Genomic DNA, 13892 nt, shown 5'->3' on the forward strand with positions numbered 1-13892 from the left:
TCATCGCGCCGCGCTCAGTCCCGGTGCGAGCGGGCAAGGCGCGCCTGCCAGAGCCGCAAGGCCGGCGACAGCAGGCTGTGGCCATGGGCGAGAAGGCGCATCTGCAAGCCCGGGGCGACGGTGAAACGGCCCTTCTCGGCGGCGAGGATGATCTTTTCCGCCACCCGCTCGGCCGGCCAGAGGCCGCCGCCAGCGGTGATCGCCCGAGTCGCCGCCGGCTTGGTCTCGTTCTCCATGGCTAACTGCGGCGTGTCGGTGTCGGGCGGATAGGCGAGCGTTACCGAAATACCGTCGCCGGCGAGTTCCACCCGCAGCACCTCGGCAAGGCCGCGCATGGCGAATTTCGACGGCGCATAGGCACCATAGCCGTAGATGCCGAAGAAGGCGGCTCCGGAAGAGACGAAGACCATGCGCCCGCCGCCGGCATCGGCCATGGCCGGCGCAAGCGCATGGGCGACATGCAGCGCGCCGAGATAGTTGGTGCGCATCTGCATCAGGTGGTCGTCGAGCGGCTGCTGCAGGAAACGGCCGGGCCGGGCGACGCCGGCATTCATCACCGCCCAGCGCGGCACGCCGAGTTCGGCAGTGATGCCGGCAATGGCCTCGCGCGCCTGATCGGCCTCGCCGACATCCGCAGCGCGCAGGGCGATGCGCGCCCGCGGCACCGCGGCGGCAATCTCCTGGCGCACGGCCTCCAGCCGCTCGGCCCCGCGCGAGACCAGGCCGAGATCGAAGCCCTTGCGCGCCAGCGACAGGGCCATGGCGCGGCCGATGCCGCTGCTGCCGCCGGTGATCAGGGCGACGGGACGCCCGGCGGCGCCGAGCAGCCCTGCGCCCGTCGCCGCGCCGGTCATGGTCAGGCCGCCTCGCCGTTGGCGAAGGCGAGCAGACGGTCGTAGCCTTCCGCGTCCTCGATCTGCAGCGGCGGATGCTTGAACAGGAAGGCGCTCGCCTCCTCGATCGGGCCGGCAAGGCCGCGGTCGCGGGCGATCCTGGCGCAGCGGATGGCGATCAGCGCCATCGCCGCGGCATTGGGGGAATCCTCCACCTCCAGCCGCATCTCGACATGGGTGCGCACGCCGCCGAACAGCCGGCCCTCGAGCCGCACATAGGCGACCTTGCGGTCGTTGAGCCAGGGCACATAGTCCGAGGGGCCGATGCGGATCTCGCTGTCGGAGAGCCGCGCGTTCATCGCCGTCTGCACCGCCTCGGTCTTGGACTCCCGCTTCATCGCCAGGCGGTCCATGTCCATCATGTTGAGGAAGTCGGTGTTGCCGCCGACATTGAGCTGATAGGTGCGGTCGACCTTGACGCCGCGCATGTCGGCGAGCCGCGCCAGCGCCCGGTGGGTGATCGTCGCGCCGAACTGCGCCTTGAAGTCGTCGCCGACGATCGGCACGCCGGCCTCGCGGAAGCGCGCCGCCCAGACCGGGTCGGAGGCGATGAAGACCGGGATGCCGTTGACGAAGGCGCAGCCGGCTTCCAGCGCGCATTCGGCATAGAACTGCGTCGCCTCGATCGAGCCGACGGGCAGGAAGTTGATGATCACCTCGGCCTTCGCCTCGCGCAGGGCCGCGACGATGCCGGCCTTGTCGAGCGCCGGCGCGCTGGAGACGACGAAGCTGCGGTCGGGCGCCTGGTTGCGCATGAAGGCGGAGACGCCGTCGAGATCCGGGCCGCGCAGCACCGGCGCGGTCATGCCGTCAAGGTCCTTGTGGAAGATCTCGGTGCAGTTCGGCAGGGCAACGGCCGCCTCACCGACGGTGCGCCCGACCTTGCGGGCGTCGACCTCGAAGGCGAGGACGATCTCGACATCCTCCGGCCGGTAGCCGCCGAGCACGGGGAAGGCGACGCCCACGGCCTCCTCGCCGAGCGCCCGGCAATAGGCCACGCCCTGGATCAGCGAGCTTGCGCAATTGCCGGCACCGACAATGGCGGTGCGAATCGATCTGGCGGAAGAAGCGCTCATACTGTCTGGTTACCCCCGAACCCTGCCCGTCCGGCCTTGCCGCCGGCTCGATGGCTGTCGCGCGCCATGGCGCAATCCCTGCCTACCGGGTGTCCCGGCGCGGCAAGCGTTACTCTATCTCGATGCGTTCCACCAGCGGCTTGCCGGTCTCCGCGTCATGCCCCATCACCAGCACCTCGCGCACGCTCGGCACCAGCCCGCTCTCGTCGACATCGACATAGGCATAGGCCATGCGCATGGTCCGTCCGCCCGCCGGCAGCAGCAGCTCCGCCCGCCCCGGCTCGACCAGGCGCAAGGTCGCCGGCCGCTCCGGATAGGACACGACATAGACCTGGAAGACGTCGGGATCGCCGGTCGCGCGGGTCCGCACGCCGAAGGCGAAACTGTCCTCGATCATCTTCAGCGGCAATTGCTCGCCGGTGGTGTTGAAGCGGCGCCAATAGGCCTGAACGGGCCTGCGCGGATCGAGCCGGCCGTCCTGGGTGAAGCGGGCGGCATAGACCACCGTGTTGGCGTTGCTCGACCGCTGCAGGTAGAAGACCTGCCCCGGATCGCCCGGCACCGGAAATTCCGGGCGGACCACCGGGAGGCTCGCCACCTCGGTGACCACGGAGCCGCGCGGCTTCTGGCCGGTACCCGGCGTGATGCGGGTTCCCTCCATGGCCGCGGCGGGGGGCGGTACGACAAGGGTTGCCAAAAGGAGGGTTGCCAGAAGGAGGGCTGCCAGAAGGAGGACCGGCAGGCGCGGCAGGCGCCCCGCCAGGACCGCCCGCGGTCGGCCGGGCTGGATGCCGGCCCTGTCATCCGCTGTCATGGTGATGCCAACTCCGTTCGGTGCGCGCCCCGTGCCCCGAATGCCCCGGCTGCCCCCGCCTGACGAAACGTCAGGCCGAAGCCTCGGGCTGAACCCTCAGGTCGACCTTCAGGCTCCGACGACCGCCTGCTGCTGCGCCAACAGACCGGCCCCCGCAGATCCGGTCCCGTGGGCCACTTCCGCCGCAATGCCGATGGCCTTGTCCATCTGCTCGCGCGTGTGCTCGGCCGACAGGAAGAAGCGGATGCGCGGCTGGTCCTTCGGCACGCCGATCTGGACGATCGGCGGCGCGTAGATGCCATGCTCCAGCAGCGTCTGCGAGGCGATCATCGTCTGCATCGGGCTGGAGAACAGGATCGGCACGACGCCGCGGCCGATGGCCGGCCCGGTGTTCAGCCCCATCGAGCGGGCGTGGTCGCGGAAATACTCCGAGTTGTCGTGCAGCCGGGCAACGCGCTGCGGCTCGGCCTTGAGCTGGTTGAGCGCACCATGGGCGCTGCCCAGCGTCGCCGGCGACAGGCCGACGCTGTAGACGAAGCCCGGCAGGGTGAAGCGCAGCCAGTCGATCACCCCCTGCTCGGCGCAGATGAAACCGCCGGAGGAGACGAAGGACTTCGACAGCGTGCCGACCGTCAGCTCGATACGGCGCGGGTCGATGTCGAAATGCTCGCACAAGCCGCGCCCGGTCGCCCCGAGAACGCCGTAGGAATGGGCCTCGTCGACCATCAGCCAGGCATCGTGCGCTTCCTTCAGCGCCACCAGCCGCGGCAGGTCGGGAATGTCGCCATCCATCGAGTAGAGGCCTTCGACGACGATGAGCACGTTGCGATACTGGCCGCGCAGCTCTTCCAACTGCCGCTCCAGATCGTCGAGATCATTGTGGTTGAAGACCCGGTGATCGTAGCGCCCGTTCTTGGCGCCGACGAAGATCGAGTTGTGGGCCAGCTCGTCGATCAGCACCAGATCGCGCGGCCCCATCAGGAAGTTGATCAGGGAGACGTTGACCAGATAGCCGCTGACCAGCGACATCACGTCGCCGACGCCGAGGAAATCCGCCAGCTCGCGCTCGAACACCCGGTGGCCGACCCGTTCGCCGCCGACAAGCCGCGAGGCGCCGACGCCGGTGCCGAGCCGATGCAGCTCGGTGCTCGCCGCCCCGATCACGTCCGGATGGGTGCTGAGGCCGAGATAATCGTAATGGGCGAAGCTGACGAAGGGAATGCCGTTGCGCTCGCAGATCTCGCGCTGCTGGTCGACGGGAAGAAAGTACGGATTGTGCTGCTCGATGATCGCCTTGCCAGCCAAACGGAAACGGCGTTCAGCGACGACGGAAAAGCTCGGCCGGTCAGGCTTCATTCTTGTTTACCCCCAAGCCCGAAACGGGTCACCGACCGTTCGGGTTGAAAAATTCATCAACGAGCCACCGCCCGCAACGCAGCGACGCACCCGCAAGAACGACAGGCAGGCAGTGGCAGGCCGGGCGTCCACATCTCCGGTCTGTCACATCGTCATCGGCTTTCCGACACTGGCGGTTCACAGGTGGGACCTGCCCGCTTTCGTCCCGCAAGCCCCTTGCAGGGAACGGCCCACCGCCAAAGCCCCCCGCTTGGACGGTTTTCGCTAAATAGCCGAAAGGTGGGAAACTGTCGAGTAAGCCGACAAAGTGACACACCCGGCCGGACCCCGTCCCGCCACCCGCCGTGATGCCGTCCCGCGCCGTCGGCGACAGGGTGCCGGCCGCGGGCCGCGCCGCGGCGGCGCCGGGCGCCTTGGCCGCGCCTGCCTCGGCGATCGACCCGCGCTCCGCTGCGCAAACCGTCCAATTCGCGGAAATTCGCAAGAAACGCGGCGTCGTTCGCGCGCACCGGGCCGGGCAAGGCCGGTGGCCGGGACCAAGACTCAGGCCCCGCCGAGGGGCGCCGGCCCCCGTCCCGGCCCGCAAGACGCGCCGTCCCGAAGCCGGTTCGGCAGCGGTCCGGCCAGCCCGGATCAGCGGATCAATTTCTGTTTCAAATCTGTCACAACCCCTTCGACGGCCGCGAGGAAGCGCTCGATGAGGGAAGAATCGATGGCGCCGATGGTGCCGACCCGGAAGGTTCCGAGCGCCTTCATCTTGCCCGCGTAGATGGCAAAGCCGCGCGCTTCCAACGCATCGTAGAAGGTGGAAAAGTCGTACCAAGCCTCGCGCGGCTCCAGGAAGGAGACGATCACCGGCGCCTGCAGGGCCGGATCGAGCGCCGGGACAAAGCCGAGCCGGGCCATGCCGGCGATCAGCGTGTCGCGGTTCGCCGTGTAGCGGGCAAGCCGGGCGGCCGGGCCGCCCTCCTCGGCGAGCTCCTGCAAGGCCTCGTGGAGGGCCGCGACCACATGGGTCGGCGGGGTGAAGCGCCACTGGCCGTCGCCGGCCAGCGCCCGCGCCTGGTCCTCAAGGTCGAGCGCCAGCGAGGTCGAGACGCCGGCCCGGGCGGCAAGCTCGTCCGGCCGGCAGACCACGAAGGCAAGGCCGGGAACGCCCTGCAGGCACTTGTTGGAACTGGCCGCCAGCGCCGAAATGCCCCAGGCCTGCATGTCGACGGCGAGCGCGCCGAAGCTGCTCATCGCATCGACCAGCAGCCGCCGGCCGGCGGCCCTCGCCACGGCGGCGATCTCCTCAAGCGGATTGAGGAGGCCCGACGTCGTCTCGCAATGGACGATGGCGACGGCGGCAATGCCGGGGTCCGCGGCGAGCCTTTCGGCAAGCGCGGCGGGGTCATGCGCCTGCGTCTCCGCGACCTCCACGACGTCGCAGGGGCGGCCGAGCCGGCGGCAGATCTCCGCCATGCGCCGGCCATAGGCGCCGTTGACCAGCAGCAGCAGCCGCTCGTCCGGCCTCAGCAGGCTGCCGAGCATCGCCTCGACCGCGAAAGTGCCGCTGCCCTGCACGGGCACGCAGACATGATCGCCCGGCCTGCCGCCGGCAAGATCGCGGATCTGTGCCAGGACCTCGCCGGCAAGCCGGGTGAAGGCGGGATCGCGCGAGCCCCAGTCGCGCAGCATCGCCGCCTTGACCCTCTCGCTGGTGGTCAGCGGGCCGGGGGTGAGCAGGACGGGGCCGGCAGACGCGCTCATGCGGCACCGGTGAGATGGGCGCGGAAGCGGCGGGCGACCTCGCGCGGGGCGATTGTCGGGCGGCCGAGCCCCGAAACCTCTTCGGCCGCGACCCTGACATGCAGGAAGCGCGGCCCCGGCACGGCGAGCGCCGCATCGAGCGCCGCTCCCGCCTCGCCAAGGCCGCTGGCGCGGGCGGCGAAGCGATAGCCGCAGGCGGCGGCGATGGCGGCGAAGTCGACATGGGCGGAGACGGTCGCCTGGCCGCCGGTCGACAGGTGCCGGCCGTTGTCGAGCAGCACATGGGTGAGGCGCACTGGGGCCTCAGCCCCGATGGTCGCCATGTTGCCGAGCTTCATCAAGGCCGCGCCGTCGCCGTCGAGCACCGCGATCTCGCGCTCGCTGTTGAGCGCCGCGCCAAGGCCGATGGCGCTGGCCCCGCCCATCGAGCCGACGCAGTAAAGATGCCCGGCATGGTCCTGCAGGGTGAAGAGCTCGCGCCCCGTATGGCCGGTGGTGGCGATGAGACCGGCGCTTTCGGGAAGCTTCTCCCGCAACAGCGCCAGCACATCCATGCGCCGCGGCAGGCTCGCGCCGCCGAACTCGACCGGAGCAACGCGAGGCGCCGGCTCGGCCCGGACCTCGTCGAGCGGGCGCGGCGCGATCGCGCCCTTGGGCTGTACCAAGCCGACCGGCTGGCCGGTCGAACGCATATGGGCGAGCGCGCGCGCCAGCACCGGCTCGATATCGGCGACCTCAAGCGGGAACGGCTCGCCATGGACGCCGGCCAGCGCCAGCAGGCGCGGCGTGATCTGCCCCATCAGCTCGTGCTGCGGCTCGTCCTTCACCCCCGGCTCGCCGCGCCAGGTGGCGATCACCAGCGTCGGAATGGCGAAGGGGTGGTTGAGCGAGGTCAGCGGGTTGACCGCGTTGCCGAGCCCGGAATTCTGGAACATCACCGCCGTCTCGCGGCCCGCGCACCAGGCGCCGGCGGCGATCGCCACCGCCTCGCCCTCGCTGGTCGCCCCGACATAGCGCGCCGTCCGGTCGGAGATCACCGCATTCATCAAGGGCGTCAGGAAGCTGCAGGGCACGCCGGTGAAAAAGTCGATGCCCTGGCGCTTGGCCGCCTCGAGAAAGTCTCCCGCCTCGATCATCGCCCGGCCCTCCGCGCGCGCCGGTCACACCGCATCGCGGGCCTGCGCCAGATCGAGGAGATCGTTGACGTTGCGCCAGAAGCCGCTGACATAGACGACGCCGATGCGCTCGCCGGCCGCCGCCATGCGCGTCAGCACCGCGCCGAGATCGGCGCTGTCGAGGCTCCCCTCGCCCGCCATCTCGTCAAGCGTGCGGCGCAGGCGTGCAGCGCCCGCGGCACTCGCCCGCATGAGGCCGACCCATTCGCCGTCGCCGCCCTCGGCCACGAAGCCGGTGAGCAGCGGCGCCTCGGCCTCCGGGTCGAGATCGTCGGAGAAGGGCAGGCTGCAGGCGACCGCGTCGCGGCCCGAGCGTCCGCCATTGCGCGGGTCGACCGCCAGAACGATGTCCTCCTCCCGGTCCTCCAGCATCGCCAGGAAGAACGGCCGGTAGAGAATATCGCCATAGGAGACGATGGTGTCGCCCTCGCCGAGCGCCAGCGACAGCGACCACGCCTCGCCGCTGGTCTCGAAATCGGCATTGACCACCGGCACGATGCCCGGCGCCTCCACCGCCTCGGCCTTGTAGCCGACGACGACGCGGATATCGGCAACGCCGTGGCGCGTCAGCGCCGCCACCTGGCGGCCGAGCAGCGAGGTGCCGCGCACCGGCAGCATGCATTTCGGCCGCTCCAGCGTCAGGTCGCCGAGCTCCTCGCCGCGCGTTGCGGCGAGCACGATGGCGCGCTTCGGCGCGGAGGCGGAAAGATAGCGCTTTTCCGCCGCCTCCAGCTCGCTGGCGCCGGCGAGCGAAAACACGTCGCCGAGCGGCGCCACGTCGCTTTCCACCTCCAAGAGGGTCTGCTGGGCGCGCAGGGTCGCGCAGGTCTCGCGCATGGCGCGGATCGAGGCGCGCAGGTTGTGGTTGGCCCAGATGATCATCGAGGCGCCGGCCTCGCGCAGCTTCTCGGTCGGCGTGCGGTAATATTTGGTCGGGATCAGGATCACCGGCGCCCGGTCGCCAAACTCGCGGCAGAAGGCGAGGATCTCGTCGGCGGTGCTCTTCTTGGAATGGATGACGATGGCGTCCGCCCCCGCATCCGCATAGGCATGGGCGCGCTTCAAGGCCTCGTCGAGGCCGCGTCCGGCGATCAAGGCCTCGACCCGAGCGACGATCTGGAAATCCGGATGGCTCTGGGTGTCCTTGCCGGCCTTGATCTTGCCGCAGAACTCGTCGATGTCGGCGAGCGGCTGGTTCTCGCCCAGGAACGAGTTGGTCTTGGGGAAGATCTTGTCCTCGATGCACACGCCGGCGATGCCGCGATCGCACAGCTTGGCGACGAAGCGGCGGAAATTGTTGAAGTTTCCGTAGCCGGTGTCGCCGTCGACGAGGATCGGCAGGCTGGAGGCATCGGCCATGTATTCCAGCATGTCGAGCACCTGGGTCCAGGACAGCTCGTTGTTGTCGCGCACGCCGAGCGCCGCCGACATGGACAGGCCCGAGGCCCAGATGCCCTCAAAGCCCGCTTCCTCGACGATCTTGGCGGACAGGCCGCTATGCGCCTCCATCAGGAAGGCAAGATCCGGACGCTGCAGCAGCTCGCGCAGCCGGGTGAACCGTGAGATCGGCGCCGATGCGCGCTCGAGTGCGACGTGCTTTTGCAAAACAACTCCTTTCGGCCGGCCTGCCGGCGCCCGTTCGTAAGGCGGCTCATTGGTAGCGAAGCGCCGTGCGAAAGGGAAGACGGCGCCGCAGCGCCGCGCCGGTTTGTTCACTTGCGCGAAGGAGGGAACAGACCCGGCGGCGGCGGCGCCGGCCGCGCCTGCCGGCTTGCGCGACGGGGCGGGGCGGGTAAAACGGTAGGGACAGGGAGGGCGAAGCACGCATGCAATCCACGGTCGAGGCGTTCATCGCGAAATGGCAAGGCGTCGAAGGCGGCCAGGAGCGGGCCAACTACGCCCTGTTCCTGACCGAACTGTGCGACGTGCTGGGCGAACCGCACCCGGACGGCGCCAGCGCGACCCACTCGGGCAACGACTACGTGTTCGAGCGCGTGGTGCGCGAGACGTCCCGCGACGGCCGTGCCTCGGACAAGCGCATCGACCTGTACAAGCGCGACTGCTTCGTGCTGGAGGCCAAGCAAAGCCGCCAGGTGGGCGACAAGAAGCTCAGCGACGCACCGCCGCTTCCCGGCATCGACGGAGCCGCGAACGAGCCGCTGCGCGGTCGCCGGGTCAGCGCCAACCGCGCCTGGGACGTGCTTATGATGAACGCCCGCGCCCAGGCCGAGAACTATGTGCGCCTGCTGCCGGCCGCGCACGAGCCGCCGCCCTTCGTCATGGTCTGCGACGTCGGCCACTGCATCGAGATCTATGCCAATTTCCGCCGCGACGGAAAGGCCTACGACCAGTTCCCCGACCGCCGCTCCTTCCGCATCTACCTGGAGGACCTGCGCGAGGAGAGCGTGCGCGCCCGGCTGAAGGCGATCTGGTCGGACCCGATGGCGCTCGACCCCTCGCGCCACGCCGCCCGCGTCACCCGCGAGATCGCCGAGCGCATCGCCAAGGTCAGCCAGGCGCTGGAAAAGGCCGGCCACCCGCCGGAAGACGTCGCCATGTTCCTCATGCGCATGCTCTTCACCATGTTCGCCGAGGATGTCGGCCTGCTGCCGCCCGAGAGCTTCCGCGCCCTGCTGAACGAATGCCGGGAAAAGCCCGAGATCTTCCCCGGCATGATGGAGGACCTGTGGCAGGCGATGGACAAGGGGACCTTCGCCGCCGCGATCAGGACCAAGGTCAAGCAGTTCAACGGCGCCTTCTTCAAGGACCGCCGCGCGCTGAAGCTCGCCCGCGAGGAGATCGGCGAGCTGGCGGCGGCCGCAGCCTATGACTGGAAGGACGTGGAGCCGGCGATCTTCGGCACCTTCCTGGAACAGGCGCTCGATCCGCGCGAACGGCGCAAGCTCGGCGCCCATTACACCCCGCGCGCCTATGTCGAGCGCCTCGTGGTGGCGACAGTGATCGATCCGCTGCAGGCCGACTGGGACAATGCGCTCGCCACCATCGAGCGGCAGAAGGCGGAAGGGCGCAACGACGCTGCGGTGGCGACGGCGCAGGCCTTTCACGACAGGCTGTGCGAGACGCTGGTGCTCGACCCGGCCTGCGGCACCGGCAACTTCCTCTATGTCTCGCTGGAGCTGATGAAGAAGCTGGAAGGCAAGGTGCTGGAAGTGATCGCCGATCTCGGCGGCCAGGTGTCGCTGGCGCTCGACCGGCACACGGTCGACCCGCACCAGTTCCTGGGGCTGGAGATCAACCCGCGCGCGGCGGCGATCGCCGAACTGGTGCTGTGGATCGGCCATCTGCAATGGCACTTCAAGAACCAGGGCGTGGCGCCGACCGAACCGATCCTCAAGGAGTTCCGCAACATCCGCCAGATGGATGCGGTGCTGACCTGGGACGGCTATCCGCTGCCGCAGGTCAGGGACGGCAAGGAGACCTATCCCAACCCGCGCCGGCCGGACTGGCCGAAAGCCGACTATATCGTCGGCAACCCGCCCTTCGTCGGCGGCAAGGACATCCGCGCGCGCATGGGCTCGCCTTACGCCGAAGCGCTGTGGAAGGCGCATGGCCACATGAACGAAAGCGCCGATTTCGTCATGTATTGGTGGGACCGGGCGGCGGAGATCCTGCTGCGGCCGAAAAGCGCGCTCAAGCGCTTCGGCCTCGTCACCACCAACTCGATCAGCCAGGTGTTCCAGCGCCGGGTGATGGAGCGCCACCTGGGCGCCAAGAAGCCGCTGTCGCTGGTGATGGCGATCCCCGACCATCCCTGGACGAAGGTGACGCGCGACAGCGCCGCCGTGCGCATCGCCATGACGGTGGCGGAAGCCGGCACGCGGGACGGGCTGCTGCTGGAAACGCTCAGCGAGCGCGCTATCGACACAGACAGCCCGGTGATCCTGTTCGAGGCGAAAAGCGGCAAGATCCATTCGGATCTGACCGTCGGCGTGGATGTGACGGGAGCGCTTAAGCTTCGGGCAAACGAAGGAGTTTGCTCGCCGGGCGTGAAATTGCATGGTTCGGGATTTATCGTAACGCCGAACGAAGCAAAACACCTCGGCCTAGGCACCCGCGTGGGCCTTGAGAAACACATCCGCAAATACCGTAATGGAAAGGATATGACCGCACGCGCTCGAGGAGTAATGGTTATCGATAACTATCCCTTGAGCCAAGAAGAGCTTCGCGCGAGGTACCCAGAAGTCTATCAGCATGTCGCAGAGAAGGTTAAGCCGGAGCGTGAGCATAACAACATGGAATTTCGCCGCGTAAATTGGCACTGGTTTGGGGCGACACATGAAATGTATCGCTCGTTTTCGGCCAAAATTCCGCATGTTATAGTAACTCCTGAAACCGCCAAACACCGAGTATTCCAGTTTCTCGATGCCGAAATCCTGCCGGACAACATGCTTGTCGCCATCGGCCTGAGCGACGGATATCCGCTCGGTGTCCTGTCTTCCCGCTTTCACGGATGTTGGGCACTGCGGGCAGGCGGCTGGCTGGGGATCGGCAACGATCCGCGCTACTCCAAATCGCGGTGCTTCGACCCGTTCCCCTTCCCGGACGCGTCCGAGGCGCAGAAGGATGCGATCGGCGCAATCGCCGAGGAGCTGGACGCCCATCGCAAGCGGGTGCTGGCCGAGCATCCGCATCTGACCCTGACCGGCCTTTACAACGTGCTGGAGCGGCTGAAGGCCGGGGCGCGGCCGGACGAACTGACCGACAAGGAGCGCGTGACTTACGACGACGGGCTGGTGCTGATCCTGAAGGAACTGCACGAGCGGCTCGATGTCGCCGTCGCAGCAGCTTATGGCTGGCCGGCGGACCTGGCTGAAGACGACGTGCTGGAACGCCTCGTCGCGCTCAACAAGGAGCGCGCCCGCGAGGAAGCGCGCGGCCATGTGCGCTGGCTGCGGCCCGACTACCAGATCCCGCGCTTCGGCACCGAGGCGGAAAAGGCCGAGCTGGAACTGGAGCTGGATCTGGGGCAGGTGCCGGCGGCAGCGTCGGCCGGCGGGGCGAAACCCGCCTTCCCCAAGTCGGATGCCGACCAGACGCTGGCGGTGGTCTGGGCGCTGATGGATGCCGACGGCCCGCTCAGCGCCGACGACATCGCCGCCCGCTTCCGCAAGAGCAAGACCCTGCGCCCCTCCATCGCCGCGGTGCTGGCCTCGCTCCACCGCATGGGCCGCGTCTCGTGGCAGGACGGGCGCTACGCCCTGCGCCTTGCCGCCTGAGCGGTCCTGCCGCTCCGGAATGATGTTCCAACCCCAAGTCGTTGGACTGAGGGCGATGCCGGGGCTATGACCGGGGGCCTGCTGCGCCTCACGTTGAGGACGGCAGGACAGACGTTCCGGAAAGAAGGCGTTTCCCGATCATGACCGCCCCGCTGTCGCATCTGCGCGTGCTCGATCTCTCCCGCGTCCTCGCCGGCCCCTGGTCGACGCAGGCGCTGGCCGACATGGGCGCCGACGTCATCAAGATCGAGCGGCCCGGCAGCGGCGACGACACCCGCGGCTGGGGCCCGCCCTTCGTCGCGGACGGGCCGGCGGCCGGCGAGAGCGCCTATTTCATGGCCGCCAACCGGGGCAAGAAGTCGGTCGCCGTCGACATCGCCAGCGAGAGGGGGCGCGCGCTCATCGTCGAACTGGCGAAGAGCTGCGACATTCTGGTGGAGAATTACAAGGTCGGCGGCCTGAAGAAATACGGCCTCGACTACGACAGCCTGTCGAAGGTCAATCCCGGCCTGATCTATTGCTCGATCACCGGCTTCGGCCAGACCGGGCCGTATGCCCAGCGCGCCGGCTACGACTTCATGATCCAGGGCATGGGCGGGCTGATGTCGGTGACCGGCGAGCGCGACGCGCTGCCGGGCGGCGGGCCGCAGAAGGCGGGCGTCGCGCTCGCCGACATCCTGACCGGGCTCAACGCCACCATCGCCATTCTCGGCGCCCTCGCCCACCGGGAGCGCAGCGGCGAGGGCCAGCATCTCGACATCGCCCTGTTCGACGTGCAGGTCGCCTCGCTCGCCAATCAGGCGCTGAGCTATCTCGTCTCCGGCACCTCGCCGGTGCGCATGGGCAATGCCCACACCGCCATCGTGCCTTACGAGGTCTTCGCCAGCTCCGACGGCCACCTGATCCTCGCCGTCGGCAATGACGGCCAGTTCGTCCGCTTCTGCGAGGTCGCCGGCCGGCCGGAGCTCGCCGCCGACCCGCGCTTTGCCGTCAACCGCGACCGGGTGCTCAACCGCGAGATCCTGGCGCCGATGGTCGCGGAGATCATCGCGGCGCGCACCACCCGCGAGTGGATCGCCGACCTGGAGGCCGCCGCCGTGCCCTGCGGCCCGATCAACACCATCGCCGAAGTGTTCGAGGAACCGCAGGCCAAGGCGCGCGGGCTGATGAACCCGGCCCTGCCGCATGGCAGCGGCGGCACCGTGCCGGGCGTCGCCAGCCCCTTGCGCTTCTCCAAGACGCCGGTCAACGACAGGATCGCGCCGCCGATGCTCGGCGAGCACACCCGCGAGGTGCTGGCCCGCGTTCTCGGCCTCGATGACGCCGAGCTCGACGCGCTGGAGGCGGCCGGCGCCATCGCCTCGCGCAAGGGCTGACGCGCCCTCACATTTTGAGCAAATTTTAGGCACATTCTCGCCGCGATGCAGATTTGTGCAAGTTCATTGTGCGATGCGGCATGCACCGCCCCCTGCCAGCTTGACGCTACGTCTCCCGCAAGCCGAGGCGTTTCCGGCACTTTCGCGCCGGGAACGGCCGCCGCGCGCAACTGGCACGCATCTTGATCTTCCCTGTCGTGGCTCTCCTCCGGG

At 68.7% G+C, this 13892-nt stretch carries 9 protein-coding genes; 2 read left to right on the plus strand and 7 right to left on the minus strand.

Going from position 1 to position 13892, the window contains the following annotated elements; translation table 11 throughout:
• Positions 1 to 14: 14 nt before the first annotated feature.
• From TSB10P1A_RS13145 to aepX, 7 genes are all read right to left on the minus strand, one after another.
• A complete protein-coding gene (locus TSB10P1A_RS13145) occupies positions 15 to 854 on the minus strand; it encodes an SDR family oxidoreductase (RefSeq protein WP_186388370.1) in 840 nt (279 codons plus the stop codon).
• A gap of 2 nt (positions 855 to 856) precedes the next feature.
• Positions 857 to 1969, minus strand: coding sequence for an inositol-3-phosphate synthase (locus tag TSB10P1A_RS13150; protein WP_186388371.1), 1113 nt, complete (start codon positions 1967 to 1969; stop codon positions 857 to 859).
• 109 nt (positions 1970 to 2078) lie between these two features.
• Complete coding sequence (locus TSB10P1A_RS13155) at positions 2079 to 2783, minus strand: DUF4833 domain-containing protein (protein ID WP_186388372.1); 705 nt, start codon at positions 2781 to 2783, stop codon at positions 2079 to 2081.
• A 108-nt stretch (positions 2784 to 2891) separates the two neighbouring features.
• Positions 2892 to 4139: an aminotransferase class I/II-fold pyridoxal phosphate-dependent enzyme gene (locus TSB10P1A_RS13160; RefSeq protein WP_186388373.1), complete on the minus strand. Its 1248-nt coding sequence runs from the start codon at positions 4137 to 4139 to the stop codon at positions 2892 to 2894.
• A 633-nt stretch (positions 4140 to 4772) separates the two neighbouring features.
• Positions 4773 to 5891 (minus strand): 2-aminoethylphosphonate--pyruvate transaminase, encoded by a 1119-nt coding sequence (locus tag TSB10P1A_RS13165; RefSeq protein WP_186388374.1) that lies wholly within the window; start codon positions 5889 to 5891, stop codon positions 4773 to 4775.
• The gene (aepY, locus tag TSB10P1A_RS13170) at positions 5888 to 7027 is read right to left on the minus strand and encodes a phosphonopyruvate decarboxylase (protein ID WP_186388375.1); all 1140 of its coding nucleotides are present in this window, start codon (positions 7025 to 7027) and stop codon (positions 5888 to 5890) included. The genes TSB10P1A_RS13165 and aepY overlap by 4 nt, the downstream gene beginning before the upstream one ends.
• A 24-nt stretch (positions 7028 to 7051) precedes the next feature.
• Positions 7052 to 8671: a phosphoenolpyruvate mutase gene (gene aepX, locus TSB10P1A_RS13175; protein WP_208987091.1), complete on the minus strand. Its 1620-nt coding sequence runs from the start codon at positions 8669 to 8671 to the stop codon at positions 7052 to 7054.
• A 221-nt stretch (positions 8672 to 8892) separates the two neighbouring features.
• Here aepX and TSB10P1A_RS13180 point away from each other — a divergent pair, with 221 nt between their 5' ends.
• Complete coding sequence (locus TSB10P1A_RS13180) at positions 8893 to 12303, plus strand: class I SAM-dependent DNA methyltransferase (protein WP_186388376.1); 3411 nt, start codon at positions 8893 to 8895, stop codon at positions 12301 to 12303.
• Between the two features lie 140 nt (positions 12304 to 12443).
• Positions 12444 to 13679 carry a CaiB/BaiF CoA-transferase family protein gene (locus TSB10P1A_RS13185; RefSeq protein ID WP_186388377.1) on the plus strand — a complete coding sequence of 412 codons (1236 nt, stop codon included), beginning with the start codon at positions 12444 to 12446 and terminating at the stop codon, positions 13677 to 13679.
• Positions 13680 to 13892: the final 213 nt, after the last annotated feature.

Source organism: Stappia sp. TSB10P1A (assembly GCF_900185725.1).
In the GTDB taxonomy this organism is placed as follows: Bacteria; Pseudomonadota; Alphaproteobacteria; order Rhizobiales; family Stappiaceae; genus Stappia.